The following is a 25,871-nucleotide window of genomic DNA, read 5'->3' as shown; positions in this document are numbered from 1 at the left end:
TGAAAGCCGGAGTGTGGTTCCGCCGTGCTCGTCTGCTCATCGTCTCTCCTGATTCGCGGGTCAATCTTGCCCGCCGTCAGGCAGAAACTCCACTTATCGCGCTGTTCAGATTTGCGGGACCAGCTCACATTGCCCATGATGTCTGAGCCCGAACCAATTGGGAGTCGGCGCGCGGTTGAGGCTAGCTGACAGGTTTCGGCTTGGGCGTTGTCCGGACCATTCGAACGCCGCGGGCCGGCATATCCCACAAGGTCACTCAGCTGAGAGACTTCGATTTGCCGAGCGGTGCCAAGAGCGACGAGGGTGTCAGGAAAGAGTTGTTGCAGAGAGAGCAGCGCAGATGCGACTGGCGCCATAAAAAATCCGATGCTAGCTCTTGATAGCCGGCATGCTAGCGAGAACTAGCCGGTGGCTCGGCCATCGGGTAGTGAAACGGTGAAAGCGCTGTGCCTGACAGATGCCGCAAGCCTCGGTGGTCAGCCAAAGCTGGCCACCTTTGCTCCCGTGAGGGGCAGGCCCCTTACGGCGCTACCAAGTGGTATTTTTGAGAAGTACCGCAGGGCGCCTAGCTGGACTAGTGGGCAACCCTGCGAAGACGACGCTGTCCCTAGGGTGCCAGGGACGAAAAAGGTTAACGGCGACGTGACTCGGCGCTCAATCCCTGCAAAGCGCTGTCCCTGCCACGCGCCGCTAACTTTAGTGCCGGCCCTGCCCGTTTCGGTATCCAGCCTGACACTTTGCCGCCCTGTAGGGTGCTGCCAAGTTGTAGACTGAGAACGACTGCCAATCACCTACCTGAATTGGTTGGATCGTCCGCTATTTTCTACGCTGATCCGCCACCTCACGGAGAGATTGGAGATGCCCAGCATACTAAAGCGCTCCGCTGCGTGAAAAAGGCTTACACGCTGCCGCTCATGTCAGAGCCCGGGAAATGTTGGCGGGATAAGACGGGAGGTGTGGAAGCGATCGCTTGAAAGTCCACGCGCGCCGCTAAATTTAACGTCGTCGATCTTCCTCGGCACAAGCGACGGGTGTCCGCGCCTGAAAAAGCACGACAGTGCGGCTCGTTTCTCCGACACCGGAAGCAGCGCGGGCGCGACTCGGCGCCGGTCCGTTGGGACGGGATCGGGGGCTGTCCCTGCCGCGCCTGCGCTGCAGATTGAGGTTAGCAGGAACGTGACTCGGCGCTGTCCCATTCTGGTAATAGCGCTGTCTCTACCACGCCTCGCTAACCCTAGCGGCTCTGTACTCACGCTAGCTTTCCAAAAGCTGACGAAACCTGTGCGGCAATTCACAAAAGAACAGCAGCTGTCGTTGCCGATTGCGGACCATGCTCACTGGCGGCCGCTGACCGCCCGAACAGCGCGCGCACCCAAAATGAAACCGATCACTCCCAAGGCTGGCACAAAGGATCTTCTCTGCGGTATAGGCGTGGCAAGTACAGACTTCCTCGAACCCGGTCATCGCGACCAGGAAATTGGGCTTAGAGCATGCGTGCGTGCACAGCATGATAATGCATTGTCTGCTCAGTTGAAGGATGCTCCCCAGAGAGTGGGCGGTGCGCGCCAAATTCGTATTCGTTTGGTCTCAATATTCGTGAAGGCCGCAACAGGCTGCGCAACGCGCTGTCGACCGTCCCGGGCCCGTGTTGTGGGCGGGCCGCTTTGCTGCCCTGGCTATATCGCGTGTCCAATCGGCTAGGTGGTCGGCCGGCGAGTCGTTCAATCGACGAATACACATTCGTTGACCGCATCCCCACAGCGGCAGGAAGTCGCAGTGGAGCACCGTCTCCAATTAACGGCCAGTCGCGAGGAGCGGGTTCATCAGGCGCAAATAAAGCTCAGGATGGGCCACCGGCCATCGACAAGTCGAGGCGATATCACATGGCTCCGGACCCGCGCTGCCCCGTTTCCCGAGGTGCAGCCAACGCCATCGACTCCGATCGGTTCGAGGCACAAGCATCGGGTCTGCGAACTAACGCGCGCCACCGCGTAACTATCGCATAAGAGTGCTGTCAATTGGCACTACCAAATCTGGGTGTTTGGGGAAGCAGTACTTGCATCGTAAGGTTACGGACAGGTCGGACACATATGTGTTTTCATCAAGAGTCGAGTCCATGGCAAACATGAACCTCAGCTCCCAATCCTTTGCCGACGCAGGCGCGCGACAGCGGACCGTCACCGACAAGAACTCACAAAATTTAGAGCACTGGTCCCGAGACGGACGGGTTTCCAGATGAGACGTGTCATGAACCCAATAGCGCGCGTCGCAGCCGCAATAAAGCGCGTTCGGGCACTCTCCGATTTTGACCGCTGCTGCGCAATCTGGTGGCTCTATCGCCTCCATTTCGGTATCAATCGCGACGTGATGTTGGGCCTTGACCCGGTCACGATCGCCCAGGAGAGATCCCGCTGCGGCATTTAGGCCTCGTGACATCGGCCACCTTTCATGCGAGCGCTGGCACTGCCCCACTAAACCTGCCACCAGCTTGCGCGTTGGCTGGCGCACAAAAAATCTCAGCCTAAGCCCAAACGTCTCAAGTCTCCCCCAGCCCACTAAGGTCGCAATCACACCTAGTACCGGCGGACTGCCTGAGGGCACCTCAATGGCGCCTGGAAATACGTGAGCAGACCGCACAAGCCGAACTAGGGCGCGCGTTCATAACGCGCGGCGGATAGATGCGAGTTGGACGAAGGCAAGGTAGCTTCCTGCAAGCTGTCGTAGCGCGTCGCCACCAGACGGCATTGCTTGATCCCGTTGAAGAACCGTTCGACGTGGTTGCGAGCGCGGTAGAGGTGCGGGCTAAAGCAGATCGGATCGCTGCGCTTGCCTTTCTGCGGGTTGGCTCACGCTCCCTTCCTCATGGCAAGCTCCTTGATCCTGTCGGCGTCATAGCCCCGGTCGGCAAGCAGCATTGACCCCGGGCTTCAAGCGAGAGAGCAGTCGTCCGGCAAGTCGTACGTCGTGCGCCTCGCCGGGACTCAACGCCAGTCGCACGACCTTCCCGGCAGGGACCTCAGACTCTCGTCTTATCAACGGGGTGCGGACAAGTGGGTAACTTGCTCGCTTCAAGGATTTCAGCGGATTTCGCGGCGCTGTTGCCTTGAGCCGCAATTCCGGATTAGCCGTACCAAAAGGAAAGGCCGCTTTGCCGCTCGTCGTGTAGACCCAGTTGTCCTGCGTACAATATTTCCCGGCGCCGCCGTCAATCTCGTACCACCAGCCGTCGCTCAAAAAATACTTGGCTTTTCCGGTCATCGAATAGATGTAGTCACGCTCCCGATAGATCGCGATCTTGCCTTTGGGAGCGTAGATCCAGCTGGTACCTGACATCACGGCCTCTCGAGGAAACGGCGAACATTGGCTAACTGGCGAGGGCAACTAGCAATAACAGTGACGATAAGCAGCGTTGATGGCTCCTCGCGCGCCGTCTTTCTGCTCGATGAAGAAAAATACGACGACGCGTTCGGGCAGTTGCGCGATAAAGTGCGCGAAACCGATTTGCGGTCTGATGACCTTCGAGGAAATCGCTACTATGGCGAAAGAAATCAAACACTTACCATCAAAAACTGGTCCAAAGAAAATCAACCCGGCGCAGGGTACTTTGGATGTTTACGTCGATAAGCAGACGGAGATTCAAGGTATCGAAATGGGAGTTTTGAGCGACGGAACTCCCTTTCTCACTCAGCGGGGACTCGCCCGTCTATGCGGCGTGCAGAACGCTCACATCGGCACAATCGGCGCTGAATGGGACGAGGAAATTCAAAAACCTCGGATCACGACGATCAAGAATCTCTTGTCCGCACGAGGACAAACGCCGACGGCTCCCTACTTCGACGTGTCTGATGAAAAGCGGCAGGTGTACGCTTATCCGGACTATGTTTGCCTCGCCATCCTTGAATACTACGCTTTCGAAGCTGGCGCGAACGTCAAGCCAGAAGCAGTGCAGAATTTCCGTCAGTTGGCCGGCATGGCGCTTCGGGAGTTCATATACACGCAACTAGGCTACAGCCCCGCAGCGCGGGTACCAGATAGCTGGAGCCTGTTTCACGACCGAGTGTCGCTAGTTTTCCACACCGTGCCCCATGGCTACTTTAGCGTGTTCAAGGAAATGTCGGACATCATTGTCACGTTGATCCGACAAGGAGCGCAGGTAGACGATAAATTCATCCCGGATATCAGTGTCGGTCAACATTGGGCAAATCACTGGCGCGATACCGGGCTAGAGGCGGCTCACGGTGAACGTATTCAATACGAGCATAACTACCCGAGCTATTTCCCGCAGGCCGCTTCAAACCCCCAGCCGGCGTACTGCTACCCGGACAGCTGCTTGGGAGAGTTTCGGCGTTGGATGCGTGACGTTTACTTGAAGGACAAAATGCCGACCTATCTTAGCACTAAGGCAAAGCAAGGAGCTCTTCCGCCTTCATTTGTGAAACTGGCCCTTGAAGCGCTGGCTCCAGCGACCAGGCCAAAGGCACTCTCGTAAAAAACTTGCCGCGAGTGTCGCCAGCGATAGTCAAACTCCCCTTGGAGCGCACAAGAGCCTCTGCGCACATCAGGACGCGACGGCTGACGTCGTCTATTTCAGCATAGGTTGATCTGCATTTTCGGCGCGGCAGTTCCGCAGCTTGTGGATTCACACTATCGGCTTCAGCTCCGGTTCTGACCAGCGGGAACGAACGCGATGAGGTTCATCGCGCCACCTGCCAGTACTTGCTGTCGGACTTTCTCGGTGTAGAGCTCCGCCTGAGAGAGGGTACGTCAACCGAATATCGCCTTGAGCTGGTGAGGCGTCGCGAGGTTCTCCGCGGCCATCGTCGCGCCAGCCTTACGGAGGCCGTGTGCGCGTCCGGGAACGCCGGCCTTAGTTTTTGATGCATTTCGGGAGGCGGTGCAGCATTTTGCCCCTGTGGATGCCACCCAACGGCAGGTTGCTCTGCCGACCGACTTCTCGCACTATATAGTCCGTTTCAAAACCTGAGCATTTTCGATGGTCGACTTCTCAGTTCACGCGGTTCTTGAAACGAATATTCGACAGGCTTATCGCCGTCCCGTGTCGTGCTAATTCCTGCGTCATTCCTGCTCCGTTGTACTCCACCCCAAGGTCGCTTCGATAGCAGCGCGATATGGCGTTCGAATTTGAGTTGGGGCCAGGCGGCAATAGGCTTCCGCCCGTGTGCGAACCTCTCCTTTAAGTCCGGCAAGATAATCAACAACCTCGCGTTCAGTCGGTGTTCGGTACGCGGTTCCGAATTTCGGGCGCAAAGCGGTCCATACGACGCCGTCGAGGTTGTATTTCTTTGCCCAAACGCCGATTTCGTGAGCTTCTCGATGAGGCGACGTTCTTCCCCGTGTCCAAAATCCGATATTGGAATCGGTATGGCGTGGCTTGACCTCTTCCCTGAGCGCAAGCTCTCGTATTGCGGCGTCGATGTTCGCAGCTTCTAGGCACGCCCAAAGGACGGTCACGTCAGGGGAATCTGGCGTCACTACAAGTGTAATCCGCCCGTTGTTGGATTGCCGTGCGCATTCCACCGGAATAGCGGGGCCGTCAGTCTTGCAGCGGCAAATCTCCTGGATTCCATATAAGAGAACCCCACCCAAGCAGGCAATCGTTATTGGGGTGATCCACAGCGCCGAGCTAATCCGAGCAGGGCCGTGTAGTTTCTTTTACGCACCGCCGCCTCCTTCGCCGAAGGATTCGGCATAGAGCGCCTCGATTTGCTGAACTTCGTCTCGAGTCAGTTGGGTAAATTCGTTTTCCTGTGCACGCTTCGATAGCTTCCCATCGTTCTGCCGAAGGAAACCAAAGAGATTGTTGAGGGTACGCTCGGGCATATCGATCATGTTCTCGATGCCTGCCCGGAAGGCGTCGAAGCTTCGGAGGAAGTTAGTTTCGTTGGGAAGGTCCTGCTCAATCGTCTGTCGCACGCATTCGTACAAAAATTCCGCGTGCGGCGTCGCGTCGAAGAACCGGTAGAAATCGGCGGTATCGTTCAGGACCTTCACGTTGCCCTTCTGAGTCGCTTCCCACTGAACGCATGGAAGCAATCTGCTGGAATAGCTTTCGAGCACACTCTTGTATTCTGTGATCCTGTCGAGGATGGCCGAAGAGACTGGGAAATGCAGTCCCGGTGGATTGAAGCCACGGCGGGCAAGGACATGGTGCATCAGGTAACGATGGATGCGCCCGTTACCGTCCTCGAATGGATGAATATAGACAAAGCCGAACGCCAGCACCGCTGCGGCGACAACGGGATCGAGATCGTTCTCCGCGCTATGATCGAACGCGATCAGGCCCGCCATAAGCGAGGCGATATCTTCGTGCCGCGCACTGATATGATCGGGAATGGCCCGTTGCGTATCGCGGTCATGCTCGCCGACAAAGCCGCCTTCCTGGCGGAAGCCCATCTTCACGAAGCGTTCGTCGCCAATGACGATGCCCTGGAGCCGCAGGAATTCCTGCGCGTCGAGCGGCGCGCGGCCTGCCTCGCCGATGGCGCGACCCCACCGCTGAATGCGGTCCTGCGGCGGCCTCTCTCCCTCGATCACGTAACTGGACTTCGAATCCTTCAGCAGAAGAAATGCCGCCGTCCGCGCGAGCAAATCCTTCGGGACTTCGCTGACGACGGCGCGCGCGCGCTCCTTCCAGTCCTGCGCAATGAATTCGTTCAACGCGGAGGTCCTGAACACGAGCGGACAGAATTCCGGCGTACCCGGCAGATTGTTGCGAACGCGGTGCCGGGTCGAGTTCTGTCCCGTCCCGCCGAATTGAAGATCGGTATCGACAGCATCCACATACGATACCTTATCCGCGGACGGCAGCTGCAACTCCCGGCCAAGCAGCCACTCGTACAAGAACCAGATACGGCGCGTGTAAAGGCCGGTCGGCTTTTGGCGCACGAGTTCGGCGATATCCCCTTCCTTCACGGCGAGGAAGATCCGCTTCAGAACGGCAAGGTCCAGCCCCTCATACTTGAGGGCGAAAGTCAGATGCCCCTCAAGAGAAGCTTCGGGCGCGTGGCGTGGCGTGTAGACGCGCCAGCCATCCTGCTCGATGATGCGGTGCCTGGACCCGATGGCTGACAAGAGTCGGGGGACCGGAACGGACAGCTCGCAGGCGTGGATCAGGGCGGCATAGCCAGCCGGGGCGGCTGTCTCTGGAAGCCGCCGATCATGAAAAACACTCACTGGTCCTGAAAATTGCACGCTATATCCCGATGTCCCTGAAAAACAATCTCAAGTCCTGAATTTCCTTCACCCCGCTGCGAAATGTCGAAAATCAATCGTACTCCATGAAAAATAATCTCTCAACATAATTTCCATGAAAAACGCTCACGTCATGAAACTGCGCGGTCAGCTTGAGTCGCAGGATTTCGGCTCGCGAAGCAAACTAACCGCGTTCGAGAGGAGAAGCAGGCATCCACGTTTGAGCGCGTCACCAGCCTTGGCCGCACAACTGCCGGCGACTTGAATCGCATGTTCGGCGAAGCGGACGGCGTAACCGCTCCTACGGTCTGGAATAACCGCCTTGCATCGCTGGCGGCAGCGGGCCTGATCCTTGAATTTACCCAAGGCCGCGCGAAGTTTTATCAACCTTTGTTCACGGAGGCCAATTGATGGGGGCCGAAGAACTCAAAAAGCGCCGCCGTTCGCACGACAAGTACATTGATCGCCAGCGCGTTGCGCTCGCCACGCTCGATCTCTTTACCCGCTCCCCCGAAGACCATCCCCGCTCGTTCATCGCTGTGATGGAAAAGGGCGTTGCCCCATCTGTCGGCAGCGACCACATCCTACAGGCGGACAAGGGCAAGCTTCTGGGCTGTGTGGGAAACTCGGTGCAGTTCTCTGCACCGTCTGACATCCTGAAGGCCCTCTCTGTGGGCGCTGGCATTGCGGTTGGCGAGATCATCCGCGTCAACCCGCTTTCGAACACGGTTGAGGTGGAAATTAAATGATTTCGGCTCATTTCGACACACGCAGCGATGAGACCATCATCAATGCTTGACCCACGACCCGACGGCATATTCGCTTTCGCTTGGCTGTCACGACTGCCATCACTTCGCAGCCTGCGGCGGGTTGTGCGTGAAGGACTCCCTTTTCGATTGCCTTGGCCTTTGCTGCAACAATCCTGACAAATTCACCCGGGTTTGCAGAAACGCGCCCAGCGTTCGCTTTGCCGAGCAGTTGCGCGAGATCGGCGGCTTCGACTTCGACAACGTACCGCGCGCCGCTCGTGAGGCACCAGATCAGCGACGATATTGTGCCGCTCGTGTACCATGGAAGCGGCCGCGTCGGGCAGCTGGCAGGCTCGACGTTCGCCCTGCGCCTGCCGGACATTGTCAGCTTCCGCGGAAGGGCGCTCAAATTCAAAGACCGCGCTTCGCTCTGCGCTGCATACCACATCCCGGAAAATGCCCGGATTATCCTCAGCGGCGTGCATCAGGATCACCGCATCGAGCCGTGGTGGACTCTGGGCGAAGACCGTGCTCGTATAATCGAGCAGATGCGCGGCATCGGCATCGACATGGTCACGACGCCGAACTTCAGCGTGGTGCTGGACCAGCCCCGCACCGATGATATGCATGCGCTGAAACGCATTCTCATCGTCTTCGAAGAGTTCGCCCGGGGCGGCATTCCCTGCGCCCTTCATGCCCATGGCAGGACCGAGCGAGACTTCGAACGCTGGGCCGCCGAGATCGCGGCTCGCACTGAAGTCGAGACATTATCATATGAATTTACGACCGGCCCGGGACGCCGTGCGCGCCGCAGCTGGCACCTTGAACAGCTTGCCGGTCTTGCGGCTGCGGCAGGCCGGGAACTCGATATCGTTGTGCGGGGCGATCCCGAAGTGATCGCTTTTCTGCGCAGACATTTCCGCAAGGTGATTTATCTCGAAACCAGCGCCTTCATGAAGACGCTGAAACGCCAGCGCGCCGAGCGCGACGGCAACGACGCGCTGCGCTGGCTGCCAAGCCCGACCAGGCCGGGCGATCCGCTCGACGGTCTTTTCCTTCATAACCTGCGGGAACGGGTAACGCTCCTGCGCGCGCTTCACTATGCCAGCGAGGCGGGATGAGGGCGCGTGGTTCACGAACTTTCATTCGATCTTGCTAACGATGTCGCTCTGGCCGTGGCCGGAGGGGTGGATTTCGCTGGAGATTTGCAGGTTAAGGCCAGCGACCTCGGTCCTTTGGCCGAACTCCATCATGCCGGAATCCCGCTCAATAAGCACACCTGGCTCAACGTCGGAAGACATGCCGAACTTATGCGGGCCATGGCCGCGGGCAAAAAATGGTTTTCCGCACCCGGCAATCAGGGCTTCGTTACAATGCCGGAAATCCTGGCGCAGCATAGCGACTGGACTGAGTTTGCCATGCGAGGCAAGAAAGCAGCGGTAGAGGCAGGGTTTGCGCCCGATACGGCCGGCCAGTTGTTCGGCGCAATCGGGGAGCTGCGCGGAAACATAGAAGAGCATAGCGAGAATACCGGATCCGGCTACACCGCTTATGAGGCGAAAGATCGGCTCCAGACGAATGAATCACCAATGAGGCCGTTGGGTCCCAAAGACAACGTCTCGCCCCGGCATGCTACCCGCGCTGGGGCACCTCATTCGGGGACCGACTTGGAGTCCTGGCAGCCTGTCGGTCGTGATTGAAGCAAGACAGTCCGCCAGCCTTTCGTCAGCTATCGCGAGCGCACCCAGTGCTTTTATGACTAACCCGCACACCGGGAGCAGTGCGGGCGCGGCGCGCTGGCGAAAGTCTCACAGGCACCTCACCCGAACCGGTTGGCACTCACGCGGCGCTCCTAGAAGAGTGCGTATGCGTGCAGCGATCTTCCGTGCCTCCTTCGGCCCGAGATTGGGTTTCACGCAATCGAGTATCTCCACCATTGCCTGAGCCTCAGCGGCATTAAATGTCGCGAGTTGGCGAGCTGATGAGCTCAGAGACGGATCGACCGCGCCGGCCTGATTGGCTGCAAGCACCGCAAGCGCTTGCGACTGCAGGGACGTGATGTGCCGCTCGAATATGTGCATCCGTTGGCCCGTACTGGGCCCATGGATTTGAGCCGCTAACTTCGGTGGCCAGCCCGTCCTCGAAGACCGAGGCTGGCCACCTTTGCTCCCGAAAGGCTCAAATTCCCAAGGGGTGCGATCAAGGAGTATCGCTGAGAAGGACTGGAAGCACCTACCTGAATTGGCAGCCGGTCGAATTGACTGCTCCGGTCTAAGCTAGTGCCTCAGGCTTGCAGATTTGGGAGAGACTCAAGTGGCCAAACGCGCACGCATTCGTTACGCCAACAAGACGGGCAGAAAGAATCCTCACGAAAGAATAACACATGTCGGCGGAGTAAACCCCGATGGAAAGCCGTGGAAGCGATCCATCGACCAAGTTGTCAAAGATATCGAGAGCGCCGAATGGGAGTTCTATGTCGAAGAAAATGGACGCAGGGTTGGTGTGGTTGGGGCCACGCACAACGGGCACAAGTACGTCAAGACAACGGCCGACGACATTCAACCAGACAATGTTCTCCCGCTCCTACCCGAGTGCCCCGAATGATCTCAATCTCAGTGACCGTAGGCAGCGCGGGCGCGACTCGACACCGGTCATCAGACGCTGTCGCTGCCACGCCCGCGCTGCCAGTGAAGTTAGCGGCGAAGTGACTGGCGCTTGAAAGTGGACCGATAAGCGCTGTCTCTGCCACGCACCGTTAACTTCAACACGGCCAGCGTTCCGTCTGGTAGCAAAGCCGACCGCGCTCGCTCCCGAGAGGCTTAAATTCCCAAGGGGGCTACCAAACAAGTCGTCGAAAAGTACCGGAGGGCACCTACCTGCACCAGTGGGTTGCCGCATCCCGGCGTGCCTGTCATATTAAACCTCGGCCTGCAACTGTTCGAGCTGGCTGTGCTCATAGGAGTAACCGCCGTGCCTAGGACCGAAGTGGTCGCGGCAACACGTCACGATTATCAACACCGAGTATGGCAAGCCGTTCACGGTCGACGGGTTCTCAGGATGGATGCGGGACGCCATGACGGCGGCCGGGTTCCCGCTCGACTGTAAGTCGCACGGTTTGCACAAGACCCTCGGTCGTCTGCTCGCTGACGCTGGCGCGACCGCCCAGGAAGTGACGCTCGCCGAAGCGGAACGCTACACGCGGGAAGCCGACCGCCGTCGTGATGGCCGTAGTGCAGTCGCAAAGCTGAAAGAAGCTGCGCGAGACGCTCAACAACTTCGGCATCATTCACATCCTCAATGCGCTGTTGCTGGGCCACGCGCTCACCAAGAGCTATTTGTGATTGGTGAAATGTGACCCCGGAAATGTGGATTTGCGCGGCTCTGGCTCGCGATGATGGCGCGCCTGCGGCCATCAGTCGGTACTCGATACCCCGTCTCTGTGAGGTACGCGTACTCACGCTTGCTGTAGAAACCCAGAACGATTACGCGGCTGCCCGGTGGATTGTCGTACATTTCCATAGGCCCTATTTTTACCAACTCGGCGTCATCGAGAAATTTCATTGATAAATCAAAATCGACTTGCGAGGCGCCAGTGACACCGGGGATGTGGTCCGTCAGCTGACTAAAGGGAACACCTACGTAGCCATCGATCAGAGCACTAGAATCCTGCCCTTCGCCGTAAAGATAGGTAGCACTCTCGTCGGCGCCGCGCAGGACACCGTCGACAACGACACGGATGTCGTCGCGTTGGATAAGAACCGTGCGATAGGTCGTGAACGCGGCAATGCACATTGATATCACCGCAACCACCCACCCGGCCCAATCGAGCCAGTGCTTCCTGTGTCGTTTGTCTTCGGATGCCTCTCGCTTGCGATCGTGCCACGCTAACCAGTCTTCGGCGAAGCCGATCGTCATTTCCGTCGTTCCGATCGTAACCGCGCCGGCTGGGCCGGCGTCGGTTTGCGTCAGTCTGTTGCGGACGTTCAGCGGACTTTGCGTTTCCAGTTCTTCGAACCATCGTTTGGCTTGATCTGGCTGCGCCGGGGACCAACGCGAGGCTTCATAGGGAAAGCGGTCGCTCTTCATCAGGCCACCGCCGCGCAGCCGCGTTTCAGTGCCACCTCGTATACTTGCTTTAGCCCAGGGTCCGCGAGGATGGCCTCGCCAGGCAAGAAGTCGCCCACGATGTGCCATTCGAAGCCGCGGCTCGGATCGGGCAGCTTCATCGGATTGAGCACGTAGGCGGTGCGACCGGGACCTTCTCCGAAGGCGCCTCGTTCAACGAATTTCTGCAGTCGGTTCATTCCGTTCCCTTCGCTGTTGCGTTCACTGGCCCAGCGCGACCTGACAGTTGAAACATTCGCTCCACCTCTTCATTCGTTAGATCCTCAAACGTGGGAGCGGCGCGCCGGCCGCGCCGCTGGTGGGAGATGTCGTCATCAATCCAGAGGTTGAGGATTGCGTGATGGTTGGGGCACAGGAACTCGTGCTCGTGGTTGGCGACCGAAAACCCTCGGTCGAACTGCTCGCCCAATGGCACAACATGATGAGCCTGAGAGATGGACTGGAATTTGCCGCAAACGAAGCAGGCTTCGCGTCGCCTAGGTTGGAAGGCCATTCGGGCTGACGCTATCCACCCGCGCTTCCGCGCTGCTTCCTCGGCGCGCGTCTCACGGCTGACTTCATCAATCTTAGCCGCAATCAAATAGCGTCGACGATCGCTCTCACCCTGTGCGCGAGACACCCAATCGTCAAAAAAGATATCATGCGAAGAAAGCCCTAGCCGCCTGAAAGCGGCGACCCGCGATCTTCGATCAGCAGCTGGCCGGCCTCGATAAAGAAGCGGTAGTTCATTGAAGCGGCGCTGGCGTTATTCATCCTCGCCGTGGCCGTGCACCCGTTTCAGTAGCGCGGCGGGCGAGAGCTCCTATTCCGACCCCTGCAAAAGCAATTGTGCCTGCGGTGAACGCGTAGTCAGGTACCATGCTCCGCCCCCGGTTGTGCAAGTGCACATTACACGCGCCGTCATTGGCCGGGCATGCTCCCGCTGGCGTTATCCCCGGCAAATCTCCGCAAGCGTTCGGGGCGTGTTCGTAGCGACGTTGGTATGTCGCCGAGTTATTTTAGAAATTGATATCAGTTATCAAGCCCTTGTATTTAGCTTTCAATCCCCTCAGCGGCACCATTTTGACTATCCCCAGCCTTCGCTAGTTCTCCGTTTCGGCGGCGTCAGGTGGCCCGACTTCGCAAACGCCGCAGCCGGGTCGAATTAGCGCAGGTCCTTCGCGACTGCGTATGAGAATACGCGGCTAAGGGGCGCCCGGCATCGCTTTGTCGTTTCGTACCGGCTCGCTTTCAATGCCGGCCAGTTGCCTCCACGTTGCGAAGCGCCGCCAGCACGTCTGATGACGTGATGGCGCCGGTCTGAAGATGACCGATCTGCGGCCGGACTAGGTCGATAATCCAATTCGGCTTGTCTAAGGTAGTCGCGCTCTTTGACCTCTCGCGCTGCTTGGCGATACTCGCGGTCTGCTGAGATCACGCGTCGGTTTCTTCAACCTCGGCGATACGCTTGCGCAGCGCGGCGACTTGGCGGCGCAGCTTCCATAGCTGGTCGCCGGCCCAATAGGCGCCGCGCTGGGCGATTTCCTTGCGAACGTCGTCCGCTTCCGCGATCTCGCGGCGGATGACGCTGTCAAAGGCTTCGATGATCAGGTCTCGCACGGGTTATTATCACCTTTTAGGAGCGTGCCGGGGCCATCAGATGCCGGCTTTGCCCGCCTCGTTGCTCAAATGCGTAGAGCGCTCTACGATCGTCAGTTACGCCTTCGGCAAACTGCCGGCGCGCAAGATGGCTTCGCATCTTGCTCGGACGCTTTGATGCTCGGTGTGCATGTGCATCGAGTAGATTTCCTCAAGCCCAAGGAAGACGTCTTCAACCGCTCCGGAGTCGCGTGCATTTTCGAGATCCTTTTCGACCCGCGCCAAAATCTTCAACTCTTTGGCGCAAGCTCTGTCTGCCTTCTGTTTTGTTACCGCTTTCACTGTCGTATTCTCCGTCGATCTTCCTGAGATCGAGATAGTCGTCCGGAGCCAGAAATAAGCAACGACAGGCGCTCCCTCGCGCCTTTAGGCTTGCGCCACTGGACATACGCCCGAGGACTCCGGAGTTTGGGGAAAAACTATTCCGCCTGCCGTACGAGGTTTTCTGGACCTCATCGCGACAATAGGAAATGCCATTCGGCCATGTCACCGTTTAAGTTGTATTATTTTGTATAACACGTATTGAGTAATTAGTTATATCGACACACAAAAGGTGCACCGTGTTTGAATCGCGCGATGAAGCGCAGAATCAAACCGAACTCGCAGATGTGGACGGAAAGCGAAGCTGCTCAACTGCTGCGTTGCTCGACGAGCCTCGTGAGACATCTGCCGTTCACTCGTCAGCTCGGGTGTTTATCCAGGCCGTCCCGGCCTCTCACAAGCCGATCTGGAAATATACGTCGCGGCAGTGAAGATCATCAGAGTTCGAATACCCGGAACTGCCAAGGGGTACGCCGTCATACCCGCTGACACGCGCCGCGCGTGCTGCAGACGCGGGGTGCACTGATCTTGCGGCAGACGAACAGCAGCGATTGTCAAAGCTAAGCGGCCTACGCGCCGCTCAAGCAAGTCAGGCAGCGGGAGCGGTTCGAGCGGATAACGGACGTTCGACGACCTTTTTGCGCACGACACAGCCTCGATGCGCCGAAATCCCGCGATGCCGATCAGATAGTCTGCTGAGCACCACGGGGCTCACCAACCGATCGAGGTCGCACTAACGCGCAATGATAGAGTTGCGCCTGCCTAGATTAGCTTTTCGCATCGGCTGCGCCGGGCTGGCGTTGCTCGCCGGTACTGCCGTGCCAGACGCCTCTAGCTGCAATCGGCGGGATGCGCTCGGCACGGCGTGGGTGCTCGCTGTCAATGCCGCACTCTTCCCGCGCGTCGGGCTGAAGAACTTTCCAGAGACGCTTCCTCTGGCGGACTATGAAGTCGTCCTCACCTTCGATGACGGACCGCGGTCGCCGAACACGGATAAGGTGCTGGCTGCGCTCGCACAGGAATGCGCGCGAGCCACGTTCTTTCTGGTCGGCCGATCCTCGGCGGAATTTCCCGAACTCGTGCGGCGTATGGCCGCCCAGGGGCACACCGTAGCGCACCACAGCTGGTCGCATCCGATGATGTCGAAAATCTCGTTCGAGCAGGCGAAAGAGGACATCGAGCGCGGTATCGCCGCGGTCGAAATGGGGCTCAACGGTTTGTCCACCAAAATGCCCTCGACACCGTTCTTCCGGTTCCCCTACTTCGACGCGACACCTGCGACGCTCGATCTCTTGCAGGCGCGCGGAATTGTCGTATTCGGAGCTGACCTTTGGGCGAGCGATTGGGAGAACATAACTCCAGAGCAGGAGCTCACAATCCTGATCGAGCGGCTCGAGGCCGCTCGTAGGGGCATCATTCTGCTGTATGATGCGCAGACGCGGACGGCGGCCATGCTGCCTGCGTTCCTGCGCTACCTGCATCAGAACGGGTATCGGATCGTGCATCTGGTGCCGGCTGCCGCCAAGAGCGCTGAAGCCCCCTTGACGTCTGATCCGCACAGACGAAGACGAGCCATTCATTCCCAGAGGCGGACACAATCTCTCCAGGCACCTACCAACCCTATCAATTGATCAAGCAGACAAACGCATGGCATGCATCCGCGTTGCGTGAAGACCGTCAAGAACGTTGACCTGGGATTTTGGTCGAGAAGGATGAAAAAGGCTGCTCCAGGGCACAATAGTCCTCATATTACTGGCCGCAGCTGTCGGTGGTCTGGCCGCGCGGCTCTGCGAGCGAAGCGGCTCTGACATCGGTTTCAATCGTGGCAGTGGCCGTCGATGCTGGGAATTCGTCAACGCTGGCGATGTGGTCCGTGCGCCGCCTCCTGCCCTGAGGTGTCCTGGTGCGACAACAGAGCCGCCCGGCGGCGAAATCGATTTCCGCTGGCAGATAGCCAACTCGGTGTTCGGCATCGCGGCGAACGGCAACGCGCCACGCTTGGGAAATCAGGGAGAGACAGTCGCCTATTACGGCCGCACGGTTTACACGCCCTCGGTCGTTGAGGTCGCGCTGGCACACGTGCTTTTGTTTGCGCAATTCATGAAGAAGGCGCGCGACGATTACATCGCGACGAAAGGTAAGGGGTTCGACCGGAAGCAATACGAGCGCGATTTCGACGCCCTCATGGATGACCAATTCACCCAGACGATGGGAAACCTGATGAGGCGCGTCGAAAAATTTAGCGGCTTCGAGGGAGCGCTGAAGGACAGGATCTCTGACGCGAAGAAGCGGCGGGATTTCCTGACGCACCATTATTGGCGAGAGCGGAGCATAACTTTGCCACGTCAGCGGGGCGCGAGCGAATGCGCGAGGAGTTGAGTGCAGCTTCCCCCAAAATCCTTCCGGATCAGCTAGCGCACTCGCATGACTTTCCTGATAACGCTCACACCTAAGCCCCCAATGATTGACGGCTTGCTCATTTTGATTCCTTCACAACCACGTTGAGGGTCTGTACCGTCTCGGAGATTGTGTGGTGCTGCGGATCCGCCCAATAGAGTCTTATTATGTGCCGACCAGGCTTGGCAGGTAGATCGAAAACATAGAGATAGCGGCCATCACCAAGCTGGATCAGTTGGTCTGCCATTGGCATTAGCTCGGTTTCGTCCATTGCAACATGCAGATGAACGCTCGGATTGGCAGAGCTCATGGTCATTTCTGCGATGTTATCGTCGGCTTGGAAAACGAAAGCAACACGCTCGCCGATGGTATTACCCGATTGCGGCAGGAGGATCTTCAATGCAGGCAGCCCGCCGGTATTTCCCGATCTCGCAACAGGCGCACCGTCAGACCCGTGCATATGGTGTGTGCCCGGCTCATGGTGTTGTGCGTGGGCTGGAGCCGCGACCAGAGCGCCAGCTACAAGAATCATGCACCGAATGAACTGTTCGAATCGATCGCCAACCCGGCTGGGACGCGATGATATTTGCATGCTTTCCTCCTTTGTTTGCGAGCCCCGAAAGATTTCCACTAGTTCAGTGCACATGTTGAGCGGCTGGCGGGAGAATTTTGGGCTCTCTATTGAGAACTCGGACCCGCGAGATCAGCTCGTCGGAATTTTCCCAACCACATTCGTCCTCCTCCCGCAACCAGCGCGCACGGATGTATCCGAACCTGTCGATTAGGAATTCCATGGAATGTCTTCCCATTTCCAAACGCTTGGGATCTCCACGATTTGTAGTGCTCCGGGAGAGCAGATCGTAACTTTCTCTAACCTCTTGTGCTCCACGCCGGACATTCGGGACGCCCGCCGCCAGCTTTGCGTCCGGCGACACGATAATCGCCCACAATCGTTCTTTCCGGAATCTATTCTGCTCAAGGCGTAGCTGTTCAACGCGCATTGCATCGGACTTTTCGGGAAACACGAGCAGCACATTGCTTTGCTCACGGAAGTCCTTCAGCTCCCTCTCCGCCCCATTTTCGTCCTCTAAGAAAAAATTGGGAGCCCCCAGCCACGGATGATCGGGTACGATTTCAGGCGACAGGAGGCGCGCCTGAAATCCCTCTGAAAACGTCCGCAGGAAGTTGATCACATCCCAGCGGGCCTGTTCGTCCAATACATCAGCAAATCCGGGCATGCCGCTTTTTGGAATTCCATGGCTAAGCCACCAAAACATGTCGCCGGCCGTGTGCAGCGCAGTATGCGGTTCGCTCAAATTCGCGGGCGGCTTGGGAAGGGTCGATGCCGCCGGACCATCGCCAAGCCCTCCGCTGCCGTGGCAATCCGCACAATTCTGGGCAAATAGACGCTTTCCATTGGTTATTGATATCGTCGAATAGGCAACCGACGGGCGGCGGTAAGTATCGGGATAGGCTTGCACGGATATCTGCGACAGACCGCCTACGACCGAAATAACGGCGGCGGCGCTTGCTGCAACTGCTTTTACCTTTTGCGGCTTTCTCAAACAAACGAGCAGGCCCCAGAAGAGTGACAATAGTGCTAGTGAGAAGGCGCCCGCCGCGATAACGGGCGTCGGCCACGCCGGCCACGTGGCCTCGATCGAAAAGCGAAACGGCAGCCACCAGATGGGCTGATCATGTCGTGCTGGTATGACTGAAGAGAGCGCGGCTGCGCAGCCGACGATCAGAACACCGCAAAATAATTCAGTTGCTGCCCATCCAGCTCCTGCAAGAAAAGCCGCGGGTTTTGCTCCTACGGTTTCCATGACGGGTAGGAAGCGCGTGCGAATCCGATTGGCCACCAACAGGATGCATGCAAGTAGAGCAAGCTTCGTTATAATTAGTTGACCGTAGGTCGTGCCAAGCCACTCGCCAGCCGAACTAGCTGAGCTAAACGCGAGCACCAAACCTGATGTGACGACGACGACCACGAAACCGATTGCTAGTTGGGAGAAACGTCGCAGCGTCGCTGCGACATAAACGCGCCGAGTCTCCGTGGGGGTGACAGCGACCGAAGCCACCAGCCAGATCCAAGCCGGTAAGGCCCCAAGCCAAGCAGAAACCGCGAGCACGTGAAGTTGATAGGTCGGAACGAGCCAACGGCTGTCGTCTTCCCCGGCGGCGTGTCCAGCAAGTGGACCAATCAGCGCGATCAGTGCTGCTGTCCCGGCTGTCACGATTGAAGCTGAACGTTGCTGCTCCCTCGACCTGCCGCGAATTAGGATCGCTGTCGGCAGCAGCAAAACAAGAGAGAGCGCTAACCTTGCAAGCGTGATCCGACCGTAATGTGTGTCAAATCCGAAGTTTTCCAGCGTCTGGCCAGACGCTACTATCTCCGGTAGTGCCATATCTGTCGCAACCACGACTTGAGCGATAAATAACCCAGCGGTAGCGAAGAGGTGAATGCTGGCTGCCCAGAGAAAGCTCACCTTCACTCGTCTTTGCCAAGCGGCAAGGAACGGATCGGAAGACGGCCCTGCCAGCAACAGAAAGAGTACTCCGCCTATGACCCATGCAAGCGCAATGTCAGCGATGGCCTTGCACAGAGCTGGAAACAATACCGTCATTCCGCATGCCTAACGTTCCTCGACGGTGAACTGATAGCCGTAGTCCACCACATGCCCGTCTTGCGAGAGCACGCGGTAATGAACCGAATAGCTGCCTGGTCTAATGTCAGATACTGCCGTTACCATACACTTCGGATCATTGCCTGCTTTCAAATCGCCGAGCGTTAGCGACTGACCGTTGGCGTTCTTGAGCTCCACTTTCGAAAACTTGAGCTCTATGCGTTCGTTGAAGCACAGTTCGATCTGCTGCGGCGAATGAGCTAACACTGCCCGGCTCGCGGGATCGGACTTCACGAGAGCGGCATGTGCAGAGACAGCTGTCGGCAGGCACACGAGGCCAACGCACAGCAACGTGATGCCAAGCGCTGATACCGGACGCCTGCTTGCGGACGAGAGTTCTTTTACCGTCCCTTGAATCAGCCTAGTTCGCGCCCTGCCGGTGCCGGCGGTCAAGTTTGGCGTGCCAGCATGATCAAGTGATGGCCCCGTCGCTACTCGGATGCAATCGCTCTTGTTTCCGTGTTTTTCGTGAGACATGCGTGTGCCCCTTATTGCAAGTCAGCGGTCGACAAAGTGATAGCCTAGGTTTCCTTCCGCAACGTGGAGTACCAAAACATGGCGGCCCCGGCTGCCAGCGTTCCTAGAACGATTGCGAAACTGTCCCTATATCGGACCCAAATCCCGTTGCCGTAACCAACCGAAAACGGAAATCTCGATACGTATTTCGGTCCGTCGCCGACTGTCACGAGGCCCACAAAGCGCCCGGATTCGGGGAACGTGTACTGAAACGATAGTGAGCCTGTCGGATATTTTTTTGGCGGGATTCGAAGGACGGCCTCGCTGTCTACGTCGTTGCCGGCGTCTCGCAACAACCGCACCTCGATGGGCAGATCACGTAGCACATCGCCGATGGTATCCAAGACGATGACGGTGCGGCCGATTTCCGGAATGTCCTCGCAAAACTCCTGATTCCCCTGCTTGACCGGCTGGTATCCGGTAAAATGCATCATATAGGGCCCTGCGCGAAGCTTGCACACGTCTTTCTCCATCGATACTCCCCCGTGTGCAATCGCTGGCCGCGCCCCACCGCAGTCTAGGATGAGGAGCAAAGATGGAATTCCAAGCACTGCGGCTTTTACGGTGTTCAACCCGCACCTCCTGTCGGATTCTCAGCCGTGCGGTTGTCGGGATCGGTGAATACAGGGACCATGGGGCCGCTGACGTTTGAGATTGTCCGCTTGCCGTGCTCGTCATAGAAGAACAACAGTCCTCCCAACGTGTTGTCCGGATCGTTGATCAGGCTACTCAAGCGCTCCGTCTCCCATGCCGCGTCGGCCGCTTCGATATCGACTGTCTTCGTTTCACCCGGCTTGAGCGGTCGGCTGTCGCTCACCTTTAGCCCATTCGGAGGAAGCAATTCCTTGGGGTAATTCGGATCCACCGTCGCCATTGCCTGGCTAACCTCATGGTTGATGAAGCGCTGATTGGAAGTTAAGAGCTCGCCAAGCTGTGCTGACGAGCTCCCATTGTTCGTCAGTGTCACGTTCATACGAAGCGAGCGGCCAGGGACGTCATAGTTTGACTTGTTGACCGCAACTTTGACCTGCTCAGGCACTTCCGGTAGGGGCTCGACGGTTGCGCGGGACCCTTGCAGCGGCACCGTCCTTGGATAAGCGGTGTCGGTCGCCTGAAAGCCGAAGAATACGATGAGAATCGTCGCCACGAGCAAACCGGCCCCGAATAGGCGATCGGTGCTGGTAACGAGCTGAGATCGATCGCCGCCTTTTTCCGTCAACGCGCGAAAACGAGGCAGCAGGAGCGGCCGGCGCAACCACCAGACAAGCCACACGATGGCGATCGCAACCCACAAGCCATGCCAGAAGAACACCCTGCCAAGGCCCCAGGTTTCGAGATTGTCGATAGTCTCGCCACTGAGAGTTTTGATTGAAAGCTTGAAGTCGCTTTCGTTCCCCGTCACCGTCAGCCAGTTTCCCGGTCCGAGCAGCGGCCCGGCTCCCATCACGTTGATCATCGGATGGACGTGATGGTGGCCTGGCACTCGTCCTTTGAGCACTGTTTTGAATTCATAGTCCCGGTTCAACTCCAGTTTGGTGGACTGAATTGCAGGGACGCCATTAATGTAGCTCTCGGTTCGGGCTAGCACCGGGCCCGGCGTCCCGTTTCCCAGAAAGGCCGCTTCGGGAAGGGGTAGGTTGACTGGCCAGATCGGGAAGAGTCGGAACTTGCCGGTGACAACGATTTCACCGTTCACGGGAGTTTCGTTCGTGCTCCACTTCACATCGTAAAAATGAGCCGTTCGCATCCGCAGAAACGGCTCCTGATTACGCTCACCATGCGCCAGAGCAGCATCTGGGACGAAGATCAGTATTCCGATCTGCATGATCGCCGCCGCTGCCGATAAGACTACACGCACGCATGAGCTTTCGTGGAAACAGAATGTTCTCATTTGGAGTCCTCCACAGTCCCAGCAGAATCATTCGGCTGCGACGGAGCGCCCTTGCAGGCTGGTACCGTCTATCGCTTTTTGGGCTGCCTCAGCTGGCTCATCCTTATCGGTGAGCCCCATGAAATGCTTCAGGGCGTTTGGCGTCGTTACCACACGAGCGAGGAGCATTCCGATATGCCACCACGCCAAATACATCAGTATGGATACGAACGCCGAGAAAAAGGACGCGATAATGGCTGAGTGGCCACCAAAAGTTCGAAGCGTGCCCCGCTCTATCAGCCGGATATACTCAGGCAGCGCGGTGCGGGTGAATGCATAGCTGATGTAATCGCCCACGGAAACAAGCTGCCCCATCACTTCTACGGGTAGCCGATATGGCGCCAGCCAAAACCAGTTAGTCGGGTAGAAAAGCAGTGCGAATGCAAAGGCGCCGGACATCGCCGTGAACAGAAAATTCCCGGTCAGCAAAAGAGCGACATCGAGGACTAGTGCGCCAGGTATCAGCAGCGCTGGAATGACCTCGCTCATCGGAAAGTACGACCACAGGTGGAAACCGAAATATCGATTTATCCACTGACCGAACAGAAGACAAACGACCGCAAATGTAGCGGCGATTGGAAGTCTAAATTTCGTCCAAAACACATACTGCAAAGCTGCAGGGAATGTTATGGCCATAATTGGAGTCAGGGTGACCCACCACTGTCTGTCTTTCCAATCGATCCACATATCCCAGTCCCCTGCGGTCAGCATGTAATGCAGGTGGAATGCGCCGGAGACGGCCAGAAAAAGGATAGCGGCGACGAGAAGGTCAAACACTCTTGAGATTCTTGCTGACTCTTTAGGCCATTCGAGGCCATACAGTCTCACAGACGTTCCTCCTTGCATGGCTTCCTCCTAATTCTTTACCGAGTTGAGATCGACCTTCCTGGAAGCCGACGCCCGACTGATTACAAGACGGCAGCTTTGCATGCCGGGCTGTCCGCGATTAATGGTTCATAAGCGGTTTCAGCGCTGGGTGGCGACCGAAGCTTGGTCCTCTTGAGAAAGCCGCCCGATCACTTCAAGCATGTGCATCGCGATCTGGATCAGGAGCCCACCCAAGGCCAGCACACTCCAGCCCATCACGACAAAACCCCAGTGCAAGGGATAGGAGAACACCTCTTCCATCAGGAAGAAGGCATGACCCCACTCGTTGTAGCCCAAGTTCGGCAATATTAGAAACGGACCTACAACCGCGAGCACGAATGGAATTGAGATCTGCGTTGCGAACTTCGGCAGCCTCGTCATCGCGTACAGAAATGATCCCACGCCAAACAGCACGTAGAGTGGCATGGTGCCGTAGAACAGCACGATGTGACTTGGCGTGAAGCTTGTATCCCGGACCACAACCTGATGCCATGAGGCGTCCTGCTCGGCAAAGAAGCTGGTAGCGAACCAGACGCAAAAGGCATAGACGAAGTTGAACAGGACCAGATTGAAGTAGCGCCGGAGCTCTTCCCGCGGTTTGAGCGCGCCAAGATTGCGGTCTCGCGTGAACCATAGATACGCCCAGGTCACCACCCAGAGCAAAGGGATGACGCTAAGCTCAACCTTCAGCAACGTCATCCAGGCGGCATCGAACGCGGGCTCAGTCGAATCCAGGCCGGCACTCCAAGCATAGACCTGCTGAAAGATGCGCCAGAACACCATCAGCGCTAGCACCGCCAGAGTGACTCCTGCTGCAAGTTTGAAATTCCCCAACGGCTGAGTACGGTCCTCAGCGGCAGACTTGGCGCTATGAGTTATCGTGATCGACATCTTGTCTCCTCCTGGAGATTGCCTAAGGTGTGATGTTGTCTACGAGGGTGATGCTCACTCCGATCGTTGACCGAAAGGATATGATCTGTCTTCAAGCTCCCAGCTTTCTGGTTACCTCCTTGAGGCGGCCATTCTCGTCTCTCCTAATCTCTCCTAAATCTGCAAGTCCTGAAGGACCAGCATAGACCAACGGTTGGATTCGGCGGCCACCAATCCAGGTAGGTGCGGTGCAGTCTTTCTCCGCGATACCCCTTGCTCCCACCCTGAGAATTGAGCCTCCGCCATCAACTGGAATTTCGCATTCACAGCATGGAAGACGATCAGCGGACCGAACTCGGTGGCGCAGCTGAGCATCATATGCGGTGCGTCTCGTCGTCCATCACCAGCGCTGGTTACCATTCCCGGCCGTTTTGCTCCCTTAGACATCACGAAGGTTGGCCAATATACAACCTGACGCTGCGTAAGCTTCAAGCCCCTTCGGTGTGTCCAAATATCCTATGCTTGGCAAACGCAATGACCAGCCCATGCGAATTCTGACATGGCAAGCCACCAGAAGGTCGGCCTGCCGACATGGCCGGGTCTCCAGATCGCCCAACAGTAGCGGTGGTGCCGCGTGTGGGCCGTGGCTTCCAAGGATTTGCCGTTTGGATAGCGATCCGACCTCGAACTTTCATGTGCCAATCATGTGCCATGTAGAAAATTGTAACGCGCGGCAATCGATCGGAGAGGTTCGGCTTAATGGCATGATAATAAAAGGCTTTTGATCGTAACAGACTGTAGCGTCTAGGAAGTGCTTGCAAGACATGAAAAAGCCCGCCAAAGGCGGGCTTTTTCGGTTCAAAATCAAATAGTTAGTTTGGTTGCGGGGACACGCAACACCCGATTGTTGCGATTGGTAGAACAGGAAATTCCCAGGCTCGCTGCATGACTGATCAGAACTGGCGCCTTTGCGTCCAAAAACCTTCTAAGCTGTTGATCTGAAATATAATCCACCTAGATTACTCGGCCTGCTTCGCGAGCGCTATCCGGATCTCTCGGCCGCTCCAGGGACGGAATGAGCGCCATTTCGCCGTGACTTCGCAAAGACGCGGTCGGTCGCCATGAAGCGCTTGATCATCGGAGGGATCAATTTGGCGGGCTCGGTTGGCGTCGCGCTGCCGTTCCGCGTCAGAATCTCCGCGTTGTCCGGACTCTATCGGGCTATTTCATGCCTGTGATGTTTGGTTGCTTGGACGATTTGCCGGGACATGCTCACGATGACGAGGTTGGCGGAGGCGTTGAGGAAGATCTTATCCTGGAGTTCCACTTCACCGATCTGGCGTGTCTCCGGGAAAAAGTCGTTGCAATGCGACTGGCAAAAAAAAGAAGGCTGCAAACTGCGCGGGTACGGACTGGCCGGTCAAGCAATGATTTCCACGATTTCATAGCGCTGGATCAGCGGTCCAATCCCCTCGTTGAGCAGGGTCAAGACGTTCTGCGCTGTCGGAGCGAGGAGCTCAATCCGCTCGATGCGAACCGGGCTCCATGAAGGCTCTTTCTCCTCTTCCGAGGCGACTTCCTCGCGGAGCTCGAGAACGACCTGTCGTACCTCCTCCAGCTCTGCAAAAAAGAAACTCGGGATTCCTGTGTCTTTCCAGCGGTCTTCGTTCGGTTCAGCCTCACGTGAGTAGGTATATAGGATCATGGTTCCGGCCTGCATCCCGCGCTTTCCCGCCGGTCGCTATACTTGCCTATTCTCCCATCGAAGATCAAATCCCTTGTCGAGGACGATGTGGTTGTCACTCTGTGCGGCGCGCGCGAGTCCGATGAAGTGCGTGCACGCTGGGCGGCAATTTGAGCTGAAGGCTGGATTGATCCCTCTCGTGTGAAATCCGAAGCGGATCGGAAGTTCTGTAAAACAACACCGCGCCTTGTAAGCAGTTGAACAAGCTGCCCCAGATATGTCATTTGGGCCTGCAACAATAATTGCTTCTGGGACGTTGATTGATGCGATCTCCCCATCAATGTCCGAGTTCCAAAACAAGTCTAGCACCCGTTCTTCCGATGTGCACACAGCAAGGAGTGGTGCAGGCGAGCAATACTTCTCGACCCTCGAGACCTTGCTAAAATCATGCTCGCTGCCTCCTCCAGGGTCAGTCCTCTCCCGCGACATGTGCGGCTGCGTTGCGTAGAGACCGAATGCTCGCGCAAAGTCGGGTGGTCAAAACCATAGGCCGTCAATGACGTATGACAGCTATCCCTTACCAGGACGCAGCGCCGCCGGCTTGCGACCTTTAGCAAAGCTCTTGGCGGCCACACTTTTGGAAGGCCTAACGAAGAACTCGGACAGATGTACGTCCAGGGTCTCGGCGATGCGCCCGAGCAGATCGATTGTCGGATTTTTTGATTGCCGTTCAAGACTGGCCAAGTAGGAGCGGTCAATGCCGGCCTCATAAGCCAATTTGTCTTGCGAAATACCGCGGCTAAGCCGAATCCGACGCACATTCCAAGCCACAAGTGTACGAGCTTTCATGTGCAAAGCATGCCATGAGCGCGGGC

Annotated in this window: 26 protein-coding genes and 1 pseudogene; 9 read left to right on the top strand and 18 right to left on the bottom strand. The window is 57.3% G+C overall.

What is annotated here, in order from left to right:
* Window positions 1-2,658 precede the first annotated feature (2,658 nt).
* Window positions 2,659-3,006, bottom strand: a pseudogene (locus tag AC066S_RS35410) (transposase); the annotation flags it as partial.
* 505 nt (window positions 3,007-3,511) lie between these two features.
* On the opposite strand from AC066S_RS35410, the gene AC066S_RS35405 reads away from it, so the two are divergent.
* Window positions 3,512-4,489, top strand: coding sequence for a BstA C-terminal domain-containing protein (locus AC066S_RS35405; RefSeq protein WP_235884915.1), 978 nt, complete (start codon window positions 3,512-3,514; stop codon window positions 4,487-4,489).
* A gap of 1,184 nt (window positions 4,490-5,673) precedes the next feature.
* On the opposite strand, the gene AC066S_RS35400 is transcribed toward AC066S_RS35405, so the two are convergent.
* Window positions 5,674-7,212: a Fic family protein gene (locus AC066S_RS35400; RefSeq protein WP_126261855.1), complete on the bottom strand. Its 1,539-nt coding sequence runs from the start codon at window positions 7,210-7,212 to the stop codon at window positions 5,674-5,676.
* Window positions 7,213-7,482: 270 nt separating this feature from the next.
* On the opposite strand from AC066S_RS35400, the gene AC066S_RS35395 reads away from it, so the two are divergent.
* From AC066S_RS35395 to AC066S_RS35375, 5 genes are all read left to right on the top strand, one after another.
* Window positions 7,483-7,623, top strand: a complete 141-nt coding sequence (locus AC066S_RS35395) for a helix-turn-helix domain-containing protein (RefSeq protein ID WP_164719107.1) — start codon at window positions 7,483-7,485, stop codon at window positions 7,621-7,623.
* Window positions 7,623-7,961 (top strand): hypothetical protein, encoded by a 339-nt coding sequence (locus AC066S_RS35390; RefSeq protein WP_126261856.1) that lies wholly within the window; start codon window positions 7,623-7,625, stop codon window positions 7,959-7,961. Before AC066S_RS35395 ends, AC066S_RS35390 begins: the two co-directional genes overlap by 1 nt.
* 278 nt (window positions 7,962-8,239) lie before the next feature.
* On the top strand, window positions 8,240-9,082 hold the full coding sequence (locus AC066S_RS35385; protein ID WP_164719108.1) for a DUF4417 domain-containing protein: 843 nt from the start codon (window positions 8,240-8,242) through the stop codon (window positions 9,080-9,082).
* Window positions 9,083-9,088: 6 nt separating this feature from the next.
* Complete coding sequence (locus AC066S_RS35380) at window positions 9,089-9,661, top strand: hypothetical protein (protein ID WP_126261858.1); 573 nt, start codon at window positions 9,089-9,091, stop codon at window positions 9,659-9,661.
* Between the two features lie 613 nt (window positions 9,662-10,274).
* Complete coding sequence (locus AC066S_RS35375; protein WP_126261860.1) at window positions 10,275-10,565, top strand: DUF3892 domain-containing protein; 291 nt, start codon at window positions 10,275-10,277, stop codon at window positions 10,563-10,565.
* 448 nt (window positions 10,566-11,013) lie between these two features.
* Here AC066S_RS35375 and AC066S_RS35370 read toward each other — a convergent pair whose 3' ends face one another.
* From AC066S_RS35370 to AC066S_RS35360, 3 genes are read right to left on the bottom strand one after another with little or no spacing between them, the layout of a single operon-like run.
* Window positions 11,014-11,247, bottom strand: coding sequence for a hypothetical protein (locus AC066S_RS35370; protein WP_167767808.1), 234 nt, complete (start codon window positions 11,245-11,247; stop codon window positions 11,014-11,016).
* 35 nt (window positions 11,248-11,282) lie between these two features.
* The gene (locus AC066S_RS35365; RefSeq protein WP_478271803.1) at window positions 11,283-12,047 is read right to left on the bottom strand and encodes a hypothetical protein; all 765 of its coding nucleotides are present in this window, start codon (window positions 12,045-12,047) and stop codon (window positions 11,283-11,285) included.
* Complete coding sequence (locus AC066S_RS35360) at window positions 12,047-12,265, bottom strand: hypothetical protein (protein ID WP_126261862.1); 219 nt, start codon at window positions 12,263-12,265, stop codon at window positions 12,047-12,049. Before AC066S_RS35360 ends, AC066S_RS35365 begins: the two co-directional genes overlap by 1 nt.
* A gap of 161 nt (window positions 12,266-12,426) precedes the next feature.
* Between AC066S_RS35360 and AC066S_RS35355 the strand changes: the two genes are divergently transcribed.
* A complete protein-coding gene (locus AC066S_RS35355) occupies window positions 12,427-12,588 on the top strand; it encodes a hypothetical protein (RefSeq protein ID WP_164719110.1) in 162 nt (53 codons plus the stop codon).
* 728 nt (window positions 12,589-13,316) lie between these two features.
* On the opposite strand, the gene AC066S_RS35350 is transcribed toward AC066S_RS35355, so the two are convergent.
* The 3 genes from AC066S_RS35350 to AC066S_RS35340 form a co-directional block, all read right to left on the bottom strand.
* Window positions 13,317-13,481 carry a phage integrase central domain-containing protein gene (locus AC066S_RS35350; protein WP_430642568.1) on the bottom strand — a complete coding sequence of 55 codons (165 nt, stop codon included), beginning with the start codon at window positions 13,479-13,481 and terminating at the stop codon, window positions 13,317-13,319.
* Between the two features lie 18 nt (window positions 13,482-13,499).
* A complete protein-coding gene (locus tag AC066S_RS35345) occupies window positions 13,500-13,685 on the bottom strand; it encodes a hypothetical protein (protein ID WP_126261863.1) in 186 nt (61 codons plus the stop codon).
* A 96-nt stretch (window positions 13,686-13,781) separates the two neighbouring features.
* Window positions 13,782-14,006, bottom strand: a complete 225-nt coding sequence (locus AC066S_RS35340; RefSeq protein ID WP_126261864.1) for a hypothetical protein — start codon at window positions 14,004-14,006, stop codon at window positions 13,782-13,784.
* A gap of 782 nt (window positions 14,007-14,788) precedes the next feature.
* Here AC066S_RS35340 and AC066S_RS35335 point away from each other — a divergent pair.
* Entirely contained in the window at window positions 14,789-15,676 is an 888-nt protein-coding gene (locus AC066S_RS35335; protein ID WP_126261865.1) for a polysaccharide deacetylase family protein, read from the top strand.
* Window positions 15,677-15,911: 235 nt separating this feature from the next.
* Window positions 15,912-16,424, top strand: coding sequence for a hypothetical protein (locus AC066S_RS35330; RefSeq protein ID WP_126261866.1), 513 nt, complete (start codon window positions 15,912-15,914; stop codon window positions 16,422-16,424).
* A gap of 97 nt (window positions 16,425-16,521) precedes the next feature.
* Here AC066S_RS35330 and AC066S_RS35325 read toward each other — a convergent pair whose 3' ends face one another.
* The 10 genes from AC066S_RS35325 to AC066S_RS35280 all read right to left on the bottom strand — a co-directional run bounded on the left by AC066S_RS35325 (window position 16,522) and on the right by AC066S_RS35280 (window position 25,845).
* A complete protein-coding gene (locus AC066S_RS35325) occupies window positions 16,522-17,034 on the bottom strand; it encodes a hypothetical protein (protein ID WP_126261867.1) in 513 nt (170 codons plus the stop codon).
* A gap of 43 nt (window positions 17,035-17,077) precedes the next feature.
* The gene (locus AC066S_RS35320) at window positions 17,078-19,069 is read right to left on the bottom strand and encodes a c-type cytochrome (RefSeq protein ID WP_126261868.1); all 1,992 of its coding nucleotides are present in this window, start codon (window positions 19,067-19,069) and stop codon (window positions 17,078-17,080) included.
* Between the two features lie 9 nt (window positions 19,070-19,078).
* Window positions 19,079-19,606 carry a copper resistance CopC family protein gene (locus AC066S_RS35315; RefSeq protein ID WP_126261869.1) on the bottom strand — a complete coding sequence of 176 codons (528 nt, stop codon included), beginning with the start codon at window positions 19,604-19,606 and terminating at the stop codon, window positions 19,079-19,081.
* A 44-nt stretch (window positions 19,607-19,650) separates the two neighbouring features.
* Window positions 19,651-20,118 carry a hypothetical protein gene (locus AC066S_RS35310; protein ID WP_126261870.1) on the bottom strand — a complete coding sequence of 156 codons (468 nt, stop codon included), beginning with the start codon at window positions 20,116-20,118 and terminating at the stop codon, window positions 19,651-19,653.
* 95 nt (window positions 20,119-20,213) lie between these two features.
* Window positions 20,214-21,536: a bacterial ammonia monooxygenase, subunit AmoB gene (gene amoB, locus AC066S_RS35305; RefSeq protein ID WP_126261871.1), complete on the bottom strand. Its 1,323-nt coding sequence runs from the start codon at window positions 21,534-21,536 to the stop codon at window positions 20,214-20,216.
* A gap of 27 nt (window positions 21,537-21,563) precedes the next feature.
* Window positions 21,564-22,421: a bacterial ammonia monooxygenase, subunit AmoA gene (gene amoA / locus AC066S_RS35300; protein WP_126261872.1), complete on the bottom strand. Its 858-nt coding sequence runs from the start codon at window positions 22,419-22,421 to the stop codon at window positions 21,564-21,566.
* Between the two features lie 120 nt (window positions 22,422-22,541).
* Entirely contained in the window at window positions 22,542-23,333 is a 792-nt protein-coding gene (gene amoC, locus AC066S_RS35295; RefSeq protein WP_126261873.1) for a bacterial ammonia monooxygenase, subunit AmoC, read from the bottom strand.
* Between the two features lie 1,021 nt (window positions 23,334-24,354).
* Window positions 24,355-24,504: a DUF2274 domain-containing protein gene (locus AC066S_RS35290; protein ID WP_478271804.1), complete on the bottom strand. Its 150-nt coding sequence runs from the start codon at window positions 24,502-24,504 to the stop codon at window positions 24,355-24,357.
* A 228-nt stretch (window positions 24,505-24,732) separates the two neighbouring features.
* Window positions 24,733-25,032: a hypothetical protein gene (locus AC066S_RS35285; protein WP_126261874.1), complete on the bottom strand. Its 300-nt coding sequence runs from the start codon at window positions 25,030-25,032 to the stop codon at window positions 24,733-24,735.
* Window positions 25,033-25,566: 534 nt separating this feature from the next.
* A complete protein-coding gene (locus AC066S_RS35280) occupies window positions 25,567-25,845 on the bottom strand; it encodes a helix-turn-helix domain-containing protein (protein WP_126261875.1) in 279 nt (92 codons plus the stop codon).
* Window positions 25,846-25,871 lie beyond the last annotated feature (26 nt).

It is taken from the genome of Bradyrhizobium sp. CFUWI (assembly GCF_056429085.1).
This window is presented reverse-complemented; position numbering and strand designations above follow the sequence as displayed.

Excerpts from the sequence above, each read along its gene's own strand:
- AC066S_RS35405 (WP_235884915.1), top strand. The coding sequence starts at position 3,512 with ATGACCTTCGAGGAAATCGCTACTATGGCGAAAGAAATCAAACACTTA.
- AC066S_RS35395 (WP_164719107.1), top strand. The coding sequence starts at position 7,483 with ATGTTCGGCGAAGCGGACGGCGTAACCGCTCCTACGGTCTGGAATAAC.
- AC066S_RS35390 (WP_126261856.1), top strand. The coding sequence starts at position 7,623 with ATGGGGGCCGAAGAACTCAAAAAGCGCCGCCGTTCGCACGACAAGTAC.
- AC066S_RS35370 (WP_167767808.1), bottom strand. The coding sequence starts at position 11,247 with ATGATGCCGAAGTTGTTGAGCGTCTCGCGCAGCTTCTTTCAGCTTTGC.
- AC066S_RS35365 (WP_478271803.1), bottom strand. The coding sequence starts at position 12,047 with ATGAAGAGCGACCGCTTTCCCTATGAAGCCTCGCGTTGGTCCCCGGCG.
- AC066S_RS35360 (WP_126261862.1), bottom strand. The coding sequence starts at position 12,265 with ATGAACCGACTGCAGAAATTCGTTGAACGAGGCGCCTTCGGAGAAGGT.
- AC066S_RS35355 (WP_164719110.1), top strand. The coding sequence starts at position 12,427 with ATGGTTGGGGCACAGGAACTCGTGCTCGTGGTTGGCGACCGAAAACCC.
- AC066S_RS35335 (WP_126261865.1), top strand. The coding sequence starts at position 14,789 with ATGATAGAGTTGCGCCTGCCTAGATTAGCTTTTCGCATCGGCTGCGCC.
- AC066S_RS35325 (WP_126261867.1), bottom strand. The coding sequence starts at position 17,034 with ATGCAAATATCATCGCGTCCCAGCCGGGTTGGCGATCGATTCGAACAG.
- AC066S_RS35320 (WP_126261868.1), bottom strand. The coding sequence starts at position 19,069 with ATGACGGTATTGTTTCCAGCTCTGTGCAAGGCCATCGCTGACATTGCG.
- AC066S_RS35315 (WP_126261869.1), bottom strand. The coding sequence starts at position 19,606 with ATGTCTCACGAAAAACACGGAAACAAGAGCGATTGCATCCGAGTAGCG.
- AC066S_RS35310 (WP_126261870.1), bottom strand. The coding sequence starts at position 20,118 with ATGGAGAAAGACGTGTGCAAGCTTCGCGCAGGGCCCTATATGATGCAT.
- amoB (WP_126261871.1), bottom strand. The coding sequence starts at position 21,536 with ATGAGAACATTCTGTTTCCACGAAAGCTCATGCGTGCGTGTAGTCTTA.
- amoA (WP_126261872.1), bottom strand. The coding sequence starts at position 22,421 with ATGCAAGGAGGAACGTCTGTGAGACTGTATGGCCTCGAATGGCCTAAA.
- amoC (WP_126261873.1), bottom strand. The coding sequence starts at position 23,333 with ATGTCGATCACGATAACTCATAGCGCCAAGTCTGCCGCTGAGGACCGT.
- AC066S_RS35285 (WP_126261874.1), bottom strand. The coding sequence starts at position 25,032 with ATGCAGGCCGGAACCATGATCCTATATACCTACTCACGTGAGGCTGAA.
- AC066S_RS35280 (WP_126261875.1), bottom strand. The coding sequence starts at position 25,845 with ATGAAAGCTCGTACACTTGTGGCTTGGAATGTGCGTCGGATTCGGCTT.